Genomic DNA, 18939 nt, shown 5'->3' on the forward strand with positions numbered 1-18939 from the left:
CGTCGACTTCCCACGGCTTCGGCCGAGCCACCCCACACCCCCGGATCACCAGTTCCGAACTGATCCAACCACCTCGAAGATCATTTCGTTAGGAGTTCTTACGCGATCCGAGTGGTGCGACTTCATGGGCACAGGCGCGACCAGCAAGATCACAACTACGGCTGGAGTATTAGCTGAAGTTCTTTGCGTCGTGGATCGGCGCCGATCCGAACGCACGTTTGTAGTCGCGGCTGAACTGGGCTGGGCTGGCATATCCGACTGCCTCGGAGATGGAGGCCATGCTCCGAGAGCGTAGGGCCACGAGTCGTCGTGCCTCATGCAGACGCAGCATCTCCGGAGGAGCGGGACCAGGAGCGCCACCGCCGCGGAGAAGGCCGCCGCGATGGCTGGCCGCCACGGTTCGACCGAGGGGTCTGTCGACAGCGCAACATCGTCGAAGGCTGCGTCAACCGGCTCACGGGCTTCCGCGGTATCGCGACCGGGCATGACAAGACCGCCACCTCCTTCGAAGCGGTGGTCTTCCTGGCCTAGTTCCTGCTCTGGGCAGGATCCGTTTGAAGACGACCTTAGATGGCGGCCCCGGCTTCGAGGTCGAAGGGGACGCCCGTGAGCTGCTCGCTCGCCGCCCACAGCCGCCTGCCCTCCGCGGGGTCGTCGGCGCCTGTGGGGAGCTTGGCGGGCTTGGGGGTGCCGGAGGTCTGGTCCCGTCCGCGGGGCCGATGAACCGGCCCGACTGAACGTATGGGCTGGTCGCCGCGTACAGGGAGGGCCAGGCGGCGCCCTCGGCCGAGCCCATGAGCAGGCGTGCGGCGATCAGGGTGATCACGCGGCTCAGAGTGCCGTTGCCGTGCTGCTGCAGACCGGTCATCGCCGACCCCGGGCGGACGACAAGCGCCTCGACGGTGCTGCTTGCAGTGCGGCGCGCGAGTTCGAGGGTGTAGACGATGTCGGCGCGCTTGGACTTCGCGTGGGCGCCCATGGCGCGGTAGCTCCTTTCGCTCATCAGGTCGTCCAGCCTGCCCATCGGCCACCGCGCCGCGATGGCGCTGACGGTGACCACGCGCGGCGCGGACGAGCGGCGCACGGCGGCCCAGACCTGGGCGTCGAAGGCGAAGTGCCGAGGTGATTGGTGCCGACCGTCATGCCTCGGGGCTGGAGACAAGCGCCGTTTGTCTCCAGCCCCGAGGCGTACAGGCGGTGTCGCCGATCCGGCCCTCCTGAGCGTGTGTTACGGAATCAACCGCTGACACGTCGTCCTGATGGCTTTGCAGTCCGCAAGATCGTCGCAGGCCCCGCGGGACATCGCCCTGCCCACTCAGCGGACATCGATGACGGCTTTGCCCGGCACGCGGCGACCTGCCAGGTCAGCGGCTGCCCGCGCCACCTGCGTCCAGTCGGTGCGCAGGGCGACTTGCGGGTCCAGTTCGCCGCGGGCGGTGAGTGCAGCGAGCCAGGTGAGGTCGGCACCCAGCCCTGCGGAATCATCCAGCAGGTAGAAGGTGGCAATCTGGCGGTTGTGGCGGCGGCCGTTGCCGAAGAGGGCTCCGTAGGGGAACTGCTCGCCGTCGCCGGAGATGTGGCCTGCGGCAACCAGTACGCCGTTCTCGGTCAGGGCGCCGTGTGCGGCAACCATGTGGGTGCCGCCGACCAGCTCGACCACTCCGTGTACCGGTTCGAGGTGCTGAAGCGTGGCCAGGTCGGTGACGATCTCGTGAGCGCCGAGTGCGCGCAGTGCGTCGCCCTTCGCCGGGTCGCTGGTCACCGCGGTGACATGTGCGCCGCCTCGGGCCGCGAGCTGCAGAGTGAAGCGACCCACGCCGCCGCCCGCACCGGTCACCAGCACGCGCCGTCCAAGGATCGGACCGATGCGGTGCAGGGCACGCAGCGCCGTGCCCGCCGCGACCGGCAGTGTGCTGATCGGGCCGAGGTCAGCCCCCTCGGGCACGATGCCGATCAAATCCGTTTCCACCGCGCGCAGTTCGGCCCAGGCTCCGTCTGCCCCCACCGTGACGACGGGGGTGCCGACCGTGGGACCGGAGCCGTCAGCGGCTGGCCGGACCACCACGCCCGCGGCGTCCCAGCCGGGCACCGTGCCGACGTCACCCTCGGGTACCACATGGTGGACCTCGCCAGCGTTGAGGGAGAACGAGTGGACCTCGATCAGGGCCTGGTGGGTGGTGGGTTCGGGGTCGGAGACCGTGGAAAGTGCAAGGTGCCCGGGTGCTGTGTGATCAATCGTCAGGGCCTTCATGGCGAGAGATGGTGCCACTGAGTGGCATAAGCCTGCAAGAGGCAACAGTCACTGGGGGGTAGGCTTCGCTCATGCAGAAGGATCCGAAGAAACTGCCGCTGCGTGAGCGAAAAAAGCTCCGGACCCGGCAGGCTTTGGTCAATACAGCCCTCGAGTTGTTCACCGCACGGGGCTTCACCGCGGTCACCCTGGACGAGCTCGTTGACGCGGTCGAGATCTCCAAGCGCACCTTCTTCCGCACGTTCACCTCGAAGGAAGACGTGGCCCTGGCCCCGGAGAAGGAACTGTGGGCCGCCTACAGCGCATACATTGAGGGCCGGCCCCTGCCCAGCGAACACCTGTTTGGCGCCTACAAAGACGCGCTGTTCGCGGCGCTGGAGCAGATGGCGGACGGATGGGAGCAGCGCTTCCTGGCCAGCCGCAGCCTGGCCGACCGAACCCCCGCGCTCACCGCACACAGCCTGCGCCACTGCTCAGAGGTCTCCGCGAACGTTGTTCGGATCGTGGCGGACCGGCTGGCCGGACAGCATCCCGGCCACGCCGAACTGCGCATGCTGCTCGATCTCATGCTGGCCGCCTGGCACTGCGCACTGGAGACGTGGACCTCATCGGACGCCGCACAGCAGGACCGCGCGGCACTGATCCAGCACATGCGCAAAGCCTTCGCGGTAATTCCCGCGGTCGCGGCAGCGGCAGCACTGGACAGCTGAGTGGGCGGGGCGATGCCCCGCGGGACCTGCGACGATCTTGCGGACTGCGAAGCCATCAGGACGCCGTGCCAGAAGTCGTTTTCGCCTGATGTGATCTCAGGGAATCGGCTGTTTGGCCCGTGATGTCGGATCGTGCCAGGAGATGGTGCTCTCGCTGGTGAGGCGGCGAGCCATGAGGTCGGTCATGGCGAGGTGGATCATGGCTTCGGATCGGGTGGGCAGGGTTTCGTAGTCACCGACTCGAAGTCCGATCACGTCCCGCCCTCCCCGCCTCCTGCGGCTCCTGTGGGGCCGAGCCGCCCATGGGACGAACCAGCGTCTCTCAACCGAACATTGAGGGAGGACGTGACGGCAGAGGACCGGCTCACGGTCTCCAAACTCCTAGGACCTGTCCAGCCGATCATGTGATTGCTCCGCAGTCGTGTCGTTGATGTGGACATGGGGCGGGGCGATCTGACGGATGCCGAGTGGGAACGGCTGCGGCCCTTCCTGCCGGTCAGCGACAGGCGTTGTGGCAGGTGGCGGGATCACCGGCAGGTGATCGACGGGATTCTGCACCGGGTGCGGACCGGCGTTCAGTGGCGTGACCTGCCCGAATGGTTCGGCCCATGGAAGACGGTGTGTGAACGCCGCCGCCTGTGGTCGGCCGACGGAAGGTGGGAACGCCTGCTCCAGCAGGTCCAGGCCGAGGCCGACGCGGCTGAGGAGATCGACTGGGACATCTCGGTCGACTCCACCATCGTGCGGGCACATCAGCATGCTGCCGGCGCCCGCACCGAACCACCGCCGGCGCCCGTCTCAAAGGGGGCCGAACCGGCAGAACACCAGGGCGAGCCGCCGTGGCAGAGCCTCGTTGCCCGCCTGGTGGAGGTGGTGCAGGAGGTGAGGGCCTGGGCCGCTCGCGGGGCGGGTTCACCACCAAGCTCCACCTGAGTGCGGACGGCCGCTGCCGCCCGCTGTCCTCGATCGTCACACCGGGACAGCGGGCGGACTGCACGCAGTTCAAGCCGGTGCTGGAGAAGATCCACGTCCCGCGGATCGGGCCGGGCAGGCCGCGCAAGAAGCCTGAGAGCCTCGCGGCGGACAAGGCTTACAGCAACGGACCGTGCCGCGAGTACCTGCGGCGCCGGGGCATCCGGCACACGATTCCGGAGAAGACTGACAGCCAGGCCGCCCGACTGCGCAAAGGGTCACGCGGCGGACGGCCACCCGGCTTCGACGAAGAGCGGTACAAGAAACGCAACACCGTCGAACGGGCGATCAACCGGCTCAAGCACGCTGGGGCCGTGGCCACCCGCTACGACAAACGCGGCCACGTCATCCTCGGGACCGCGACTGCCGCAGCCCTCGTCATCTGGCTTCGTACATGATCGGCCGGACAAGTCCTAGTCGCAATACCAGTGACTTTGTTGGGTTCTGGGGGACTGTAAATCGTTCGGGTCTGTTTCGTAGTCGGTGGTGACGGTGAGCGAATCGAGGTGCTGCCCGGCCGGGAAGCCGCCACTTTGGAAGCCTGGCTGCGCGGGCATCCGGGCATCGAGGCCGTGTGCCGGGACGGATCGGCCACCTACGCCGAGGCGGTCCGCCGAGCCCTGCCCGACGCGGTCCAGATCAGCGACCGCCGGCACCTGTGGCACAACCTCGCCGAGGCCGTCCCCAAAGAAGTCGCCGCGCACAGCACCTGCTGGGCGAAGGCGGGCCCGCCCCCGGCCGAGGGGAGACAGGCCGCCACCACACGTGAGCGCTGGCAGCAGGTCCACGCCCCGCGCGAGCGCGGAGTCGGCCTGCTGGAGTGCGCACGGCGCCTCAACCTCGCCTTGAACACGGTCAAGCGCTACGACCGTGTCGCCGAGCCTGAACGCCTCATCCGCGCCCCCAAGTACCGGCCCACCCTCGTGGATCCCTACCGCGATCACCTGCGCAAGCGGCTGGAGAACCCGGCCGTTCCCGTCACCCGTCTCCTTCAGGAGATCAGGGAGCCGGGCTACACCGGCAACTCGAACCTGCTGGTCCGCTACATCAACCAAGGCCGCGTCGAGGCCGACCGGCCCGCCCTCTCGCCCCGGCGCCTGACCCGCTACCTGCTCCCCCGCCCCGACCGCCTCGAAGACCACCAAGCGGGAACGCATCGAGGCCGCCCGCACCACCTGCCACGAGATGACCGCTCTGACCGATCTCATCCACCACTTCGCCGCACTGCTGGATCCCGCCGACGGCAATGCCGCCCTGCTGAGCACCTGGATCACCTCGGCCCAGACCGAGGACCTGCCCCACCTGCATGCCTTCACCCGGGGCCTCGAGAAGGACCGCGCCGCGGTCGACGCCGCCCTCACCCTGCCGCACCACAACGGCGGCACCGAAGGCGTCAACAGCAGAACCAAGCTGATCAAGCGCCAGATGTATGGCCGCGCATCGGTGCCTGCGAGGGGGCGCGCTGACTCTGTGCGGCCCCTCTGCCCCGGTCACATCGCCGTCGTCCCGACAGCGCAGCCGTCGATGGCGGATCCCTGGCTCGACGGCCCCGCACCCAGGCTGTGATCCAAGCGCGGCGCGGAGCCACATCGGGGAACGCCTGTTCCCTGCTTCCAGCGCGCACCCGGTTCCGGACACCGTCCGTGCGGTGTGTTCGGGCGCGGCGGCGGCCATCACGAAGAAGATCCGACCGCTGCGACGAACCACTTTGGGTTCCCCCGGCTTCCGTGCCCGAGGCAGCCTGCACGTCAGGTGGCAGTCGACGTCCGGCAGGCGTTGTCACTGACCGGCACGGTCATCCAAGCAACCTTCCCGCCGTCACTCACGCGGTCGAACCCCCATCGGCCGCCAGCGAGTTGGTCCACTATGTGCAGGCCCCGGCCGCGCTCCGCGAGCAGTTCCACCACCTCGTCCGAACCAGGCCCGTCGCAAGGCAGCCCATCAGGGGCCGCGTGCGGAAGTACGGGGACACGCGGATCATGATCATGAACCTCGCACACAAGTCCGGATGCGCTACGGCGAAGAACCATCTTGTAGGGCCCGACCGCGTGTTCCGTGGCGTTCGCGACGAGTTCGGACGCGGCCAATACCGCACCGTCCACGACATCTTCCGCGAGCCCTGCCCGGTTCAGGGCCTCCCGCAGAGCCCTTCGCGCTGCGGACACCGGCGCACGGCTGCCCTTGGTCCACGTATAGAGGGTGTGGCATCGCTCGCACGCCGAGCCCTTGCCGGACAGCTCCGGCAGCGAAGGCCGGCCCGTCAGGGCCGTGAAATCTCCGGACATGGTAAGGCCTTCTCGGGAGGAAACCGGATGGCGGTCTGCCGCAGGGCAAGAGGTTCACGCAGCAGCAGTTGTTCGCCGCTCTATGAGGGGCAAACCCGACATACGCCCCAACGCTTCCCCGCAAGAAGTGATGATTCGGAATAACGGTCATCTTCACTCAAGATGAAGGCATCCCCGAGAGCCCTCCTCGGAGCCCCGGACGACCACCGCGCATAAAAGGCTGCGCAGATAGGCGCGGCTTCAGGCTCGTCGGCTTGGACTGGGTGTTTCAGACGCGCGGACGAGGTTACGCACGGTACGCCTTCAAGCGGCCCTTGCGCGTGGAGGCGCTCGCTCAGGTCAGACCCTCGCCTGGAAAGGCGGGACAGAACCTGGCTAGGCGGTCCGGGCTGTGCCGTTGAGCGTGCTGCAACGGTAGGCGGGGTATCAGTCCGTCCATCAGCCCGCGGGGTGGGCTACGGCAGTCCGTCCACCGGCAAGCGGCATGGGCTACGACAGTCCGTGGGCGACATCCAGCACCGTCAGCGCCGACCGGGCCTCGACGGCTGCGGTCGGGTCACGCAGGTCCAGCCCGGTCAGCGCTTCGATGCGGCGCAACCGCTGGCTGATCGTGTTGGGGTGGACGAGCAGCGCCTGCGCGGTCGCCTGGCGGTCCAGGCGGTGCGTCAGGTGCGCGCGCAGGGTTGCCACCAATGCGGTGCCGTGCTGCTCGTCGTGTCGGATCAGCGGGCCGAGGGTGCGATCGGCGTAGCCGCGCAGGGGCCCCGGATCGCCCAGCTGGAGAAGGAGGCCGGCTACGCCCAGCCCGTCCAGGGTGACGACGCCTCCGGTGCGGTCCGCGCGTGCGGCGACGGCGAGCGCGCCCCGGGCGGTGCGGTAGACCTCGGCGAACTCGCGGTCGGTGGGGCCGGAGACGGCGACCGTTGCGGAGGTGACCCCGACAGCCGCTGACAGGGTCTTGCGCAGTGTCTCGGCGGCATCCGGACCCGCCTCGGGGCCGGACGCCTGGACCGGCCACAGCGCCACGATCGCGTCCTGGTGCTGACTCACCAGTGGGCGCGGGGTGATGGTGGAGGCCAGCCGGTTCGCTTCGTCCGCCGCATGCCTCAGGGCCAGGGCCGCACTGCCCCGCCCGGTGGTCTCGATCTTTGCGACCAGCGCACGGTGGGCGCGTGTCAGGTCATGGCCGAGCAGACTGGCGCGGTGGCGGATCGCGTCCGTGCGGGGATCGGCGCCCCCGACCAGTTCCGCCAGCAGTTCGCCGCGCAGGTTCTGCTCGACCTCCAGCGCGGTGCGCCGACGGAGCAGTTCGAGTGACAGCACCACCGAGGCGTGCTCCAGTGCTCGGCGGTCCAGTGGGGACAGCGGCCCGGGGTGGCCGGGCAGCCACAGCCGGGCGGGCACCTCCCCGAAGAGGACGACGTCGGCTACGACGTGACCGTCCTGCTCGCGGACCAGCTCGGTGCCCGGTGCCGGTGCGGCCGTCGACCAGCCGGTGACGGGAGGCTCGGCAGGTGGCCCGGCCGCCGCCAGCACATCGCCGCGCGCGTCCTGCAGAAGCACCGCGGTGTCGAGCAGGTCGTGGAGGGCGGCGGCGATGCCGGGCATCCCGCCGGAGCGGACGGCCACCCGGAGCAGGCGTTCGTGGATCTGCTCCGAGCGGGTCACCAGTTGGTGCTGCCGGCGCAGGTCCTCGACGAGCCTGGCGGAGGTGATGGCGATCGCGGCGTGCTCGGCGAGTAGTTGCAGGCGACCGGTTTCCTCGGCGTCGAACTCGTGCACCGTGGAGCGATAGCTGTTGAGCGTGCCGATCACGCCGGACGCGGTGACGAGCGGGACCGACAGCATCGAACGGTAGTCCTGGTCGTGCGCGACACCACCCCAGATGAATCCCGGCTCGCGCGAGATGTCGCTGACCGCGGCCGGCTTGCCGGAGCGGTATGCCCGGCTCGAGGGCGCGCCGCTGTGCGCGTCGTCCTCCAGCGGGACCGGGTGGTCGGAGTTGACCCGGGCGACGTAGGTGGCCGACAGCCCACTCCATGCGGCGATCACCAGGTTGCGTTCCTCGGCGTCAGGCAGCAGGACGCCGCAGAAGTCGAGCCCGAGCAGGTGCCGGGCCGTCGAGGCGACCCTTTCCAGCACCTCGCGCAGCCCCCGGCCGGCGTTCACGGCCGACGTCAGCGTGCCGATCGCGGCCAGCCAGGCACGCAGCTCGTTCCTGTCCTCCACGAGAGAGGAGTGTTTCATAGGACATAACTGCTGTCGAATTATGTTCCCGCTGACATATCGGCCGCCTGCGGGCGTGGGTCAGACTCCGTAAGCCCCCTCCGCCGGATCACACCAGAAAGAGCCGGTATGTCTATGACTTCTGTTTCGTCTCCTGCTCACCCGCTTCCCGCCACTGGTTCGGGCCGCCCGGTGTTCGACCCGGCCACCGGGGCCGTCATCCGCACCGTTCCCGACAGCTCCGTCGCCGAAGTCGACGCGGCCGTCGCCCGTGCCCGCGAGGCGTTCCTCGAAGGCCCGTGGCCCACGCTGACCCGGACGGCACGCGGCCGCCTGCTGCTCCGCGTGGCGGACATCGTCGAGGAGGCCGCCGAGAACCTTTACCGTCTCGAGACCCGGAACAACGGCCGCCCGGTCACCGAGACCCGCGCGCAGCTGTCCCGGGTACCGGAGTGGTTCCGCTACAACGCCGCGCTGCTGGCCGCCCAGCGGGACGCGGTGCTGCCCTCGGACGGGCCCTACCTGACCTACCAGCGCCGGGCTCCGCTCGGGGTCTGCGGGATCATCACGCCGTTCAACCACCCGCTGCTGATCCTGGCCCGCAGCCTCTCCGCGGCGCTGGCGACGGGCAACACCGTGGTGGTGAAGCCGTCCGAGACCACGCCGTTGTCCACCTTGGCGATGGCCGAACTGTTGACGAAGGCGGGGATCCCGGCCGGCGTGGTGAACGTGGTGACCGGCGGTCGTGACGTGGGAGAGCGGCTCACCGGGCACCCGGACGTCGCCAAGATCACCCTGACCGGCGGGACCGAGGCCGGACGGGCGGCCGCCGTCGCCACCGCGCACCGCTTCGCCCGGGTGACCGCCGAGCTCGGCGGCAAGACCCCGATCGTCGTGTTCGACGACATCGACCCCGGCGTCGCCGCCGAAGGGGCGGCGTTCGCCGCCTTCGTCGCGGCCGGGCAGTCCTGTGTGGCCGGTTCCCGCTTCCTCGTCCAGCGTGCGAGCTACGACCGGTTCGTCACGGCGCTCACTCGGCGGGCGGACGCGATCCGCATCGGTGACCCGTCGGACCCGGCCACCCAGCTCGGCCCGATGGTCAGTGCGGCGCAGCGGGAGAAGGTCCTGGCACTGATCGAGAAGGGACGCGCCGAAGGGGCCCGTGTCGCCGCCGGGGGTGGTGTCCCGGAGCTGCCCGCGCCCCTGGACGGCGGGTTCTTCGTCCGTCCCACCGTGCTCGCCGACGCGACGATGGACATGCAGGTCGCCCGTGAGGAGATCTTCGGCCCAGTCGCCGTCGTCGTGCCGTTCGACGACGAGGCCGACGCGATCGCCAAGGCCAACGACAACCGGTTCGGGCTCGGCGCGGGCGTGTGGACCCGTGACCTGGCCCGCGGACACCGGGTGGCCGACCGTATCCAGGCCGGAATGGTCTGGGTCAACGACCACCACCGGCTCGAACCGTCGCTCCCCTGGGGCGGGATCAAGGAGTCCGGCACCGGCCGCGACGCGGGCACCGAGTCGTTCGACGACTTCAGCTGGCTCAAGACCGTCGTCGTGCGTACCGCGGCCGACGACGTCGACTGGTACGGCTCCGCTGAACCCGGCCGCCTCAACTGACCCGAAAGACGTTCGACTTACGGCAAAGGAGCCGCCCATGTCGAATATCACCATTCCGTCACCCCAGACATGGCGCACCGTCATCACCCGCACCCAGTGGCTGGTGCTGGCCGGCACGACGATGGGCTGGGCGCTCGACGGGTTCGCGGGCAGCCTGTACGCGCTGATCCTCGGACCGGCGATGACGGAACTGCTGCCGCACAGCGCCATCGTCCCCGCCGCAGACACCATCGGTCTCTATGGCGGCCTGACCGTCGCGCTGTTCCTCTTCGGCTGGGGCACGGGAGGGATCCTGTTCGGGATCCTCGCCGACTACTTCGGCCGCGTCCGGGTCCTGTCCGCGGGCATCGTGACCTACGCCGTGTTCACCGCGCTGGCCGCGTTCGCCGACACCTGGTGGCAGCTGGGCGTGCTGCGGTTCATCGCCGGGCTCGGTTCCGGCGTCGAGGCACCGGTCGGTGCGGCCCTGGTCGCCGAGGTGTGGCGCAACCGCTACCGGGCCCGCGCCTGCGGCGTGATGATGTCGGGCTACGCGATGGGCTTCTTCCTCGCGGCGCTGTGCTACTCCCTCATCGGCGACCACGGCTGGCGACTGATGATGGGCATCGCCGTCCTGCCGGCGCTGCTGGTGTACTTCCTCCGCCGGCACGTGCCCGAGCCGCCGGAGATCCGCGGCACGATCACCGCGCGCCGCGCCCGGCGGGCCCGCGGACAGCGCGATGAGCAGGACCGGTTCGTGCTGGCCCGATTGCTCACCCCGCCGCTGCTGCGGCCCACCCTCGTCGGCACGACCCTGGCCACCGGCTCGCTGATCGCCTTCTGGAGCGTGTCGACCTGGTACCCGCAGGTCATCCGGCAGGCCGCGGCTGCCGCCGAGCTGAGCCCGGACGTGGCGAACTCCCGCGTCGCCACCGCCTCCATGCTGTTCAACGCCGGTGGCGTGCTGGGCTACGCCACCTGGGGCTTCCTCGCCGACGCGATCGGCCGCCGCCGGGCGTTCGCCACCAGCTTCGCGGTCTCCGCCGCCGGCGTGGGGTTCCTTTTCCCGTTCGAGCACGGATGGGGAACGTTCCTGACCGTCATCCCCCTCGCCGGGTTCGGCCTCTACGGGGCCCTGTCCGGGATCCTCGTCTACGGCCCGGAACTGTTCCCACCGTCGGTACGCGCCACCGGAATAGCGCTGTACAACGGCATCGGCCGGTACATCACCGCGGCGGGTCCCCTGGTCGCCGGCGTGATCGCGGCGTCGTGGTTCGGCGGCGATCTCGGCCTGGCCACCACCTGCGTGGTCGCGGTCGGCCTGCTCGGCGCGCTAGGCCTGCTCTTCGCCCCTGAAACCCGCGGCCTGGCCCTGCCGGCCGACCCCGACCCCGACCCCGGCCCGGAACCCGCACCGGACGCCGCGGCCCGTCTTGAGGAGAGTTCCTGATGACCCCCTACGCCCACGCCCGCGCCGTCGTGATCGGTGGCTCCATCGGCGGGCTGACCACCGCGCTGCTGCTGCGCGACCTCGGTTTCGAGGTCGACGTCTTCGAGCGCACCCCGACCCCGCTGGACGGTCGCGGCGGCGGGATCGTGCTGCAGCCGGACACCGTCCGCTGGTTCGCGGAGCGCAGCGAACAGCATCCCGAGACGCTGTCCACCTCCACCGACCACGTGCAGTACCTCGGCCCCGGCAACGAGATCGTGCACCGGGAGCGGCGCCGCTGGACCTACACCTCGTGGGGGACCTTCTACCGAGCGCTGCTCGCCGACTTCGGCACCGAGCGCTACCACCTCGGCGAGTTCGCCTGCGGTGTCACGCAGGACGCCGACCGCGCGACGGTCCGGTTCGTCAGCGGCCGGAGGGCGGAGGCCGAACTGGTGGTGTTCGCCGACGGAATCACCTCCGTCGGCCGCCGGCTGCTCGACCCGGAGTCCGCGATGGAGTACTCCGGCTACATCGGCTGGCGAGGCACCGTGCCGGAGCACCAACTGCCCGGCGAGGTGCGGTCGCTGCTGGGTGACGCGATCTCCTACAGCGTCGTCCCGCATTCGCACATCACGCTCTATCCGATCCCCGGCGAGACCGGGACCGGGCCGCAGGACCGGCTGATCAACTACGTCTGGTACCGCAACGTACCGGCCGGCCCCGAACTGGCCGAGATGCTGATCGACAAGCGCGGCTTCACCGGCACCGTTTCGCTCCACCCCGGCCAGGTCCAGGACCGCTACGTCGACGAGATGCGTGCGACCGCGGCCGAGTTGCTGGCCCCGGCCGCGGCCGAGGTCGTCACCGCCACCGAACAGCCCTACATCCAGGTCGTCTCCGACGTCCGGTCGGCGAAGATGGCCGAGGGCCGCATCGCCCTGCTCGGCGACGCCGCGTCGGCCGCCCGCCCGCACGCCGCCGCCGGCACGGCCAAAGCCGCCGCTGACGCCTGGGCCCTGGCCGAGGCGCTGACCGGCTCCGACGGCGACATACCGGCCGCACTGCGCAAGTGGGAGCCCGCGCGGCTCGAACTCGCCTCCCGCCTGCTGGAGCGTGTGAAGGAGATGGGCGAGCGCTCCCAGTTCCACAACAACTGGACGCCCGGCGATCCGAACCTGCGCTTCGGCCTCTACGGCCCGGGCCGTTGAGCACCCTCCACCCTTACCCGAAAGGACCCACGATGACCGACACAGGATTCCTGTCCGACCTGCCTCTGGCCGGCGAACTGATCGGCACCGACTTCGAGGGCTGGAACCCCGAGTTGCGTGCCGAGTTCGAGGCCCACGCCCACGACGGAGCGGTCGGCTCGCGGCTGCTCAGTCAGAACGACCGCGTACGGGTCTGGGAGATCCGCCTCGCGCCCGGCGAGCGCTGGCACGCCCACCGGCACGTCCTGGACTACTTCTGGACCGCGGTGAACGCCGGCCGAAGCCGCCAGCACACCAGCGACGGCACCACCCGCGACGTCGCCTACGCCGCAGGGGAGACCCGGCACTTCACCTTCGCGGCGGGACAGTACCTGCTGCACGACATCGAGAACGTCGGCGACACCGAGCTGGTGTTCACCACGGTCGAGCACCTCGACAGCGCCAACGCGCCGCTCCCGCTGGACGCCGCATGACCGGCGGGATCGACATCCACGCCCACTGGCTGCCCGAGGAACTGTTCGCACTGCCACCGGGCGCGCCGTACGGGCCGCTGCGCGACCGCGACGGCGAACTGCACCTCGGCGAGGTCCCGCTGTCGATCGCCACCCGCGCGATGAGCGACGTCACGGCGATCCGGGCCGACATGGCCGAAGCGGGCGTCGCTGTGCGGGTGCTCTCCGCGCCGCCCTTCGCCTTTCCGGTGGCCGGGCCTGCCCCCGACTACGTCGACGCGTTCAACGACTCACTCGCCGCAGTCGTCGCCGATTCCGGCGGTGCGTTGGCCGGCCTCGGCCTGGTGCCACTGGACGACGCCGCGGCGGCCACCGCCCGGCTGGTGGGTCTGGCGTCGGTGCCCGGGATCGCCGGCGTGGCGATCCCGCCGCTGCTGGGCAGCGAGTCGCTGGACTCCGGTGTGCTGCGGCACGTCCTCGCCGAGTGCACGCGGCTCGGGCTGGCCGTGCTGGTGCACCCCATGCAGCTGCCCCGGCCGGAATGGGCGCACCACTACCTGGCCAACCTCATCGGCAACCCGGTGGAGACGGCCACCGCGGTGGCGGCACTGCTGCTCGGCGGGGTGCGCGAGGCGCTCCCGCGGCTGCGGATCTGCTTCGCGCACGGCGGAGGCTGCACCCCTGGGCTGCTGGGCCGCTGGGACCACGGCTGGCGGGCCCGGCCCGACGTCCGCCGCGACTCGGCCCGCCCACCTGGCGAGGCGGTACGGGACCTGTGGTTCGACACCGTCACCCACGATCCGGCGCTGCTCGGCCTGCTGGCCGGACGGGTCGGGAAGCAGGCCGTCGTCTGTGGCAGCGACTACCCGTTCGACATGGCACAGCACGATCCGCTCGGCTTCGCCGCCTCCGGCGGCCTGGACGCCGACACGCTCACCGCCAACGCCCGCGCCTTCCTGGGGTGGGCGCCCTGAGCGGGCTGTAGAAGCCCCTGCGGCTGCGCCGCCGGCAACTGCCAGACCGGTTCCGACGCACGGGCCGGTGTACCCATCGACACAAGGAACACGCCTTGATCAGCCTCGACCACATAGCCGTCTGGTCGGACAACCTCTACCGAACCACTGCCGAGCTGAGCCGGAGGACCGGCCTCGGAAGCGCCGACGGCGGCTACTTTCCCGGTCTCGGCCTCGGCCAGAAGCTGCTGTCGCTCGGCGGCCACGTGTACATCGAAGTCGAGAGCATCGTCGACCACCGGATGATCGCCGAGCGGGCCCCGATGGCGTTGGAACTGGAACGCCAGACCGCCGACGGGGACTGTTTCGCCGGGCTGTGCCTGCGCAGCGACGACCTCGACGAAGTGGCGGAGTTCGCCCGCCACCGCGGCATCACGCCCGTCGGGGACATCGCCGGCGGCAAGGTGCGCATGGTTCCCGCGCAGGGCACCTCGCCCGCGGTGCACGCGCCGGACTTCCGGAACTCCTGGCTGCTGGGCAAGCCCAACATCTACTACGTCCCCGACCTGACGAACCACTCCAGTCTGCTTCCCCCGCAACCCGGCACCGGTGACGTGCGGGGGACCGGTGTCACCGCCATCGAGATCGGCGGTACCGAGTCCGGCTTGAAGGCCTGGCTCGGCGATGTCGTCGCGCCCGCGGAACTCGGCATCGACATCGCCTACAACGGCGGCCCCGACGGGCTCTATGCGGTCACCTTCGACACCACCGACGGCCCCCGGACCATCCGGCTCCACCCGATCACCTTCTGAGCCCCGGCTCAACCGCACAATCAGGAGCTGCCCCATGCTCACGACTTCTCACGCCCTCAGCGCGCCGAGATCCCGGAAGATCCGCCGCGCGGCAGTCTCCGGCTTCTTCGGCAGCGCACTGGAGTACTACGACTTCCTGATCTACGGGTCGGCCGCCGCCCTGGTCTTCGGCAAGATCTTCTTCCCGGACGCCGGGGCGACCGGGACGCTGTTGTCGATCGGCACGTTCGGCGTCGCCTACGTCGCCCGTCCCTTCGGTGCCGTGTTGTGGGGACACCTGGGGGACAAGCTGGGCCGCCGGCTCGCCCTCATCCTGACGATCAGCCTCATGGGCGTCGCCACGTTCGCGATCGGGCTGTTGCCCTCCTATGGCACGATCGGCGTCACGGCTCCGATCCTGCTGGTCCTGCTCCGCCTGCTGCAGGGCCTGTCCGCGGGCGGTGAGTCGCCCGGATCGACGTCCTTGACCATGGAGCACGCCCCGGAGAACCGGCGCGCCTACTACGCCGGCTTCTCCATGAGCGGGATGCAGCTCGGCATGGGCCTGGGCAGCCTGGTGTTCCTGCCGCTCGCGGCCCTGCCCGAGCAGCAGTTGCTGACGTGGGGCTGGCGGCTGCCGTTTCTGCTCAGCGGCGTGCTGACGGTCGTCGCCTACCTTCTGCGGCGCAAGGTCGAGGAGCCGGAGGTGTTCACCGGTATGCAGGAACGCCAGGAGCGCGCCTCGCTGCCCATCGCCACGCTGCTGCGCGAGTACTGGGTGGCCACTCTGCGTGTGGCGATATGCAGCACGATCAACGTCGTGGGAACCATCTTCACCGTCTTCGCCCTCGCCTACGCGACCGATGCCGCCGACATCTCACGGCCGGTGATGCTCACCGTGGTGTCGCTGGGCAACCTGGGCGCGGTCGTGATGGCCCCGCTGGTCGGGCGCCTGTCGGACCGGATCGGCCGCAAGCCGGTGTTCGTGCTCGGCGCCCTGGGCTCCAGCCTGTCGTTGTTCGTGCTGTTCGACGCCATCGACGCGGGCAACACGCCGCTGGTGTTCGCCGCTGGGATCATCGGTACGGGGGTCTTCTTCATCATGCCGGTCGGAGTCGGCGCGGCGTACTACCCGGAGCAGTTCCCCGCGCAGGTCCGCTACACGGGCATGGCGGTCGGGCTGATGCTCGGCCTGCTCGCCTCGGGATTCGCTCCCGCCCTGGCCCAGGGACTCAGTGCCGGCGAGAGCACCTGGCACCCGACCGTGTGGATCTGTGTCGGAATCTCGGTTCTGGCCTCGATCGCGGTGCTGAGCGGCCCGGAGACCTACCGCGTGCCGACGAACCAGCTCGGCCGGCGATGAACAGGCGGCGTCGCATCAGCATCCGACGCCGAGCGTGAGTCGACCCCCGGCGGCACCGTCGGGCCGAAACGGCTGCCGCCGGCTCACCTGCGACGACCAACTCGCCCGGCCTCACTGCTGTGGTCGATGCGCGCCTGTCACCGGCAGCGGTGGGAGGAGGCGCTCGGGCACTGCGCGTCAGTAGGAGGCCGGCTCGGCGCACGCGCAGGCGAGTGGTCGGCCGGCGTATCTGCCGCCTGTGGCGGCCAGCCCGGGGCCGCCTGCTGCTGGACGCGGGCCAGCTGTCGAAGGCAGCACGGGAGCCAGCGGCCGTCGGGCCAGGACCGCATCGGCCGGGTGTCTCTGCGGTGGATTCAGCGGCACTGATGTGTAGGTGTATCGGCCGAGAACGGAAGGACTGTGGCGTTGAACGCTGTATCACCGGGAACGGACAGGGGGCCCACGGGAGAGAAATGCTCAGATCCTGTGGATCGGCTCGGGGAGGACGTACCTTCCCGGGTGATTGATCGATAGGTCACCGAGCAAGAACGGTGTTCGCAGCACCGGCGGGGAAGGCACGTCCGTGCTCAGCGTAGTGAACGACGACGGCACCACCGCCAACGGCTCCTCCCTGGTCGACGAGGTCGTCCGGGAGGGCGCAAGAAGGATGCTGGCCGCCGCGCTGGAGGCTGAAGTCAACGCCTACATAGCCGAGTTGGCTGACCAGTGTGACGAGCGTGGCCGTCGCCTGGTGGTCCGCAACGGCTACCACCAGCCCAGGAAGGTCACCACCGCGGCTGGCATAGTCGAGGTGAAGGCGCCGCGGGTGAACGACAAGCGCGTCGACGAGACCACCAGCGAGCGCAAGCGGTTCTCCTCCGCGATTCTGCCGCCGTGGTGCTGCCGGTCCCCGAAGATCAGCGAAGTGCTGCCGCTGCTCTACCTGCACGGACTGTCCTCCGGCGACTTCGTGCCCGCGCTGGAGCAGTTCCTCGGCAGCTCGGCCGGGCTGTCGCCGGCAACGGTCACCCGGCTGACCCAGCAGTGGCAGGCCGACCACGCCGCGTTCATGGACCGCGACCTCGCGGAGGTCGACTACGTGTACGTGTGGCCAAAGCCTGCGTACTCGTCCTCGTCGGCGTGCGCGCCGACGGCAGCAACGAGGACCGCGACCTCGCGGTCAAGGCGATCAAGACGTTCGCCCAGCTCTACGGAGCGAAGTTCCCCAAGGCCGTCAAGAAGATCAGCGATGATGAGGCCGAGCTGCTGGCGTTCCACGACTTCCCCGCCGAGCACTGGATCCACCTGCGGACGACCAACCCGATCGAGTCCACATTCTCCACCGTCCGCCTGGCGCACCAAGGTCACCCGCGGCGCCGGCTCCCGCACCGCAGGACTGGCGATGGTCTTCAAGCTCGTCGAATCCGCCCAGGCCCGGTGGCGGGCCGTGAACGCACCCCACCTCGTCGCCCTCGTCCACGCCGGAGCCCGCTTCGAACACGGCCAACTGGTCGAGCGCCCCGCCACTGCCGCGGCATAGGGTCTGGTGCACCATGACCGACCACCACACCTACGGCACCAGCACCCACACCGCCGGCGAGCTGGTCCGGCTCGTCAGTGACCGTCTCGGGCTGGTCTTCACCGAGCACGACAGCGACTACCGAGGCGTGCCGTCCCGCTGCCAGCGCCGGAACAGGTCATAGACCCGGTCCCACGGCCCATGACGTTCGGGCACGTCCCGCCAAGGAGCACCGGTCCGCGTCCGCCACCGTATGCCGTCTATCAACTGCCGCCGCGTCCACACCTGCGGCCGACCCGGCTTGATGCCCGTCGGCACCAGGGGCTCAAGCCGGGCCCACTGGCCGTTCGTCAGATCTCCACGTCCCACAGGACGTGATCATCAACGAACAAGATCCACTTTCGCAACAGTCCCTAGACGGCTGCCTTGCCGAGACAGGACTGACCATCAACCCCTGATCCCGGAAGACGACATCACGAGTTCAAACTCAGTAGCCACCGCAACTGGAACCCAAACCGTGGGGCAAGTCAACCCGTCACCCATACCTGCAGCAGACCCAACCGAGTAGACCCACAGCTATGAAACGGTGGACTCACCGCTAACGACACTTCCGGGGGCGCCCGGCATCCTGAGGTGACTGCACATGGACGGACCCTCGGTGCTGCAGGCTGCAGAGCCGATGTGCGCGTGCTGTCTGAGTCGTGACGAAACGGGAGGATGAAGAGAGAATGGTGAAGCATTTCAAGGCGAAGGCTGCGTTGATTACTGGTGCCGCATTGTTCGGCTCGCTGTCTTTCGCCGGAAGTGCCGTGGCAATAGACGGTAGCGTCACTGCCGTCTATAAGGGCGGCCCCGCTGCGGAAGCGCTGTCCTATGGCGCAAACGGCGCCGTCAAGGTGTGTGACATCAGGGCCGACGGCTACGCTGTCGCCACCGAGTACCAACGAGCCAACGGCACGTGGGGGCGCCTGGAGAACCACAATGGCAACGGCACGTGCAAATCAACCAGCAACATCGAGAGCAACCCGATCATCTGGTACAACGCGTGCGTCATGGACTCGGGTGATCACTGCACCGCATACGTCCGCGGTTGGTAAATTCCGTGCGGGGTGCTGTTTTCGGGGATCCGGGTGTGGGCGCCGGCCACCGCCCCGGGCCTCCAGCTTCGACATGATGTCGTCGGCCTGCTTGTCCGTGAG

At 69.5% G+C, this 18939-nt stretch carries 14 protein-coding genes and 5 pseudogenes; 13 read left to right on the forward strand and 6 right to left on the reverse strand.

The features are described from left to right. Positions 1 to 169: 169 nt before the first annotated feature. Entirely contained in the window at positions 170 to 331 is a 162-nt protein-coding gene (locus tag IF37_RS46730; protein WP_079166037.1) for a helix-turn-helix domain-containing protein, read from the reverse strand. Between the two features lie 984 nt (positions 332 to 1315). Next, entirely contained in the window at positions 1316 to 2251 is a 936-nt protein-coding gene (locus tag IF37_RS0135670; protein ID WP_030752815.1) for a zinc-binding dehydrogenase, read from the reverse strand. Positions 2252 to 2322: 71 nt separating this feature from the next. On the opposite strand from IF37_RS0135670, the gene IF37_RS0135675 reads away from it, so the two are divergent. Further along, positions 2323 to 2961: a TetR family transcriptional regulator gene (locus IF37_RS0135675; protein ID WP_030752817.1), complete on the forward strand. Its 639-nt coding sequence runs from the start codon at positions 2323 to 2325 to the stop codon at positions 2959 to 2961. A 96-nt stretch (positions 2962 to 3057) separates the two neighbouring features. On the opposite strand, the pseudogene IF37_RS44035 reads toward IF37_RS0135675, so the two are convergent. Further along, positions 3058 to 3195 (reverse strand): annotated as a pseudogene (locus IF37_RS44035) (IS5/IS1182 family transposase); the annotation flags it as partial. Positions 3196 to 3399: 204 nt separating this feature from the next. Here IF37_RS44035 and IF37_RS43030 point away from each other — a divergent pair. Then, a pseudogene (locus IF37_RS43030) lies at positions 3400 to 4331 on the forward strand (IS5 family transposase). Positions 4332 to 4427: 96 nt separating this feature from the next. After that, positions 4428 to 5373: pseudogene (locus tag IF37_RS44040) on the forward strand (transposase); the annotation flags it as partial. A gap of 308 nt (positions 5374 to 5681) precedes the next feature. On the opposite strand, the gene IF37_RS43050 reads toward IF37_RS44040, so the two are convergent. Together IF37_RS43050 and IF37_RS0135705 are read right to left on the reverse strand one after the other, a co-directional pair. Continuing rightward, positions 5682 to 6218, reverse strand: a complete 537-nt coding sequence (locus tag IF37_RS43050; protein WP_079166038.1) for an ATP-binding protein — start codon at positions 6216 to 6218, stop codon at positions 5682 to 5684. A 489-nt stretch (positions 6219 to 6707) separates the two neighbouring features. Then, positions 6708 to 8447 carry a GAF domain-containing protein gene (locus IF37_RS0135705; protein WP_030752833.1) on the reverse strand — a complete coding sequence of 580 codons (1740 nt, stop codon included), beginning with the start codon at positions 8445 to 8447 and terminating at the stop codon, positions 6708 to 6710. A 132-nt stretch (positions 8448 to 8579) separates the two neighbouring features. Here IF37_RS0135705 and IF37_RS0135710 point away from each other — a divergent pair, with 132 nt between their 5' ends. From IF37_RS0135710 to IF37_RS44710, 9 genes and pseudogenes are all read left to right on the forward strand, one after another. Further along, the gene (locus IF37_RS0135710; RefSeq protein WP_030752836.1) at positions 8580 to 10064 is read left to right on the forward strand and encodes an aldehyde dehydrogenase; all 1485 of its coding nucleotides are present in this window, start codon (positions 8580 to 8582) and stop codon (positions 10062 to 10064) included. A 37-nt stretch (positions 10065 to 10101) separates the two neighbouring features. Next, the gene (locus tag IF37_RS0135715) at positions 10102 to 11493 is read left to right on the forward strand and encodes an MFS transporter (protein ID WP_030752839.1); all 1392 of its coding nucleotides are present in this window, start codon (positions 10102 to 10104) and stop codon (positions 11491 to 11493) included. Beyond that, positions 11493 to 12683: an FAD-dependent monooxygenase gene (locus tag IF37_RS0135720; RefSeq protein WP_030752842.1), complete on the forward strand. Its 1191-nt coding sequence runs from the start codon at positions 11493 to 11495 to the stop codon at positions 12681 to 12683. The genes IF37_RS0135715 and IF37_RS0135720 overlap by 1 nt, the downstream gene beginning before the upstream one ends. A 32-nt stretch (positions 12684 to 12715) precedes the next feature. Continuing rightward, positions 12716 to 13156 (forward strand): hypothetical protein, encoded by a 441-nt coding sequence (locus IF37_RS0135725; protein ID WP_030752845.1) that lies wholly within the window; start codon positions 12716 to 12718, stop codon positions 13154 to 13156. Further along, positions 13153 to 14109: an amidohydrolase family protein gene (locus IF37_RS0135730; protein ID WP_030752848.1), complete on the forward strand. Its 957-nt coding sequence runs from the start codon at positions 13153 to 13155 to the stop codon at positions 14107 to 14109. Before IF37_RS0135725 ends, IF37_RS0135730 begins: the two co-directional genes overlap by 4 nt. 95 nt (positions 14110 to 14204) lie before the next feature. Then, positions 14205 to 14900: a VOC family protein gene (locus IF37_RS0135735; protein WP_030752851.1), complete on the forward strand. Its 696-nt coding sequence runs from the start codon at positions 14205 to 14207 to the stop codon at positions 14898 to 14900. A 34-nt stretch (positions 14901 to 14934) separates the two neighbouring features. Beyond that, positions 14935 to 16242 (forward strand): MFS transporter, encoded by a 1308-nt coding sequence (locus tag IF37_RS0135740; protein ID WP_030752854.1) that lies wholly within the window; start codon positions 14935 to 14937, stop codon positions 16240 to 16242. Between the two features lie 562 nt (positions 16243 to 16804). After that, positions 16805 to 17761 (forward strand): annotated as a pseudogene (locus IF37_RS40135) (transposase). A 13-nt stretch (positions 17762 to 17774) separates the two neighbouring features. Next, entirely contained in the window at positions 17775 to 17924 is a 150-nt protein-coding gene (locus IF37_RS44710) for a hypothetical protein (protein ID WP_158727443.1), read from the forward strand. Here IF37_RS44710 and IF37_RS43055 read toward each other — a convergent pair. Then, positions 17900 to 18109, reverse strand: a pseudogene (locus IF37_RS43055) (transposase); the annotation flags it as partial. The gene IF37_RS44710 and the pseudogene IF37_RS43055 sit on opposite strands and share 25 nt — an antisense overlap. Before the next feature lie 359 nt (positions 18110 to 18468). Here IF37_RS43055 and IF37_RS44715 point away from each other — a divergent pair. Then, positions 18469 to 18837 (forward strand): hypothetical protein, encoded by a 369-nt coding sequence (locus IF37_RS44715; RefSeq protein ID WP_158727444.1) that lies wholly within the window; start codon positions 18469 to 18471, stop codon positions 18835 to 18837. The last annotated feature ends 102 nt before the right edge of the window (positions 18838 to 18939 follow it).

Origin of the sequence: Streptomyces sp. NRRL S-31 (assembly GCF_000718775.1) — a bacterium.
Taxonomy (GTDB): domain Bacteria; phylum Actinomycetota; class Actinomycetes; order Streptomycetales; family Streptomycetaceae; genus Streptomyces.

Excerpts from the sequence above, each read along its gene's own strand:
- IF37_RS0135710 (WP_030752836.1), top strand. The coding sequence starts at position 8,580 with ATGACTTCTGTTTCGTCTCCTGCTCACCCGCTTCCCGCCACTGGTTCG.
- IF37_RS0135720 (WP_030752842.1), top strand. The coding sequence starts at position 11,493 with ATGACCCCCTACGCCCACGCCCGCGCCGTCGTGATCGGTGGCTCCATC.
- IF37_RS0135725 (WP_030752845.1), top strand. The coding sequence starts at position 12,716 with ATGACCGACACAGGATTCCTGTCCGACCTGCCTCTGGCCGGCGAACTG.
- IF37_RS0135715 (WP_030752839.1), top strand. The coding sequence starts at position 10,102 with ATGTCGAATATCACCATTCCGTCACCCCAGACATGGCGCACCGTCATC.
- IF37_RS44710 (WP_158727443.1), top strand. The coding sequence starts at position 17,775 with ATGACCGACCACCACACCTACGGCACCAGCACCCACACCGCCGGCGAG.
- IF37_RS0135675 (WP_030752817.1), top strand. The coding sequence starts at position 2,323 with ATGCAGAAGGATCCGAAGAAACTGCCGCTGCGTGAGCGAAAAAAGCTC.
- IF37_RS43050 (WP_079166038.1), bottom strand. The coding sequence starts at position 6,218 with ATGTCCGGAGATTTCACGGCCCTGACGGGCCGGCCTTCGCTGCCGGAG.
- IF37_RS46730 (WP_079166037.1), bottom strand. The coding sequence starts at position 331 with ATGCTGCGTCTGCATGAGGCACGACGACTCGTGGCCCTACGCTCTCGG.
- IF37_RS0135730 (WP_030752848.1), top strand. The coding sequence starts at position 13,153 with ATGACCGGCGGGATCGACATCCACGCCCACTGGCTGCCCGAGGAACTG.
- IF37_RS0135670 (WP_030752815.1), bottom strand. The coding sequence starts at position 2,251 with ATGAAGGCCCTGACGATTGATCACACAGCACCCGGGCACCTTGCACTT.
- IF37_RS0135740 (WP_030752854.1), top strand. The coding sequence starts at position 14,935 with ATGCTCACGACTTCTCACGCCCTCAGCGCGCCGAGATCCCGGAAGATC.
- IF37_RS44715 (WP_158727444.1), top strand. The coding sequence starts at position 18,469 with ATGGTGAAGCATTTCAAGGCGAAGGCTGCGTTGATTACTGGTGCCGCA.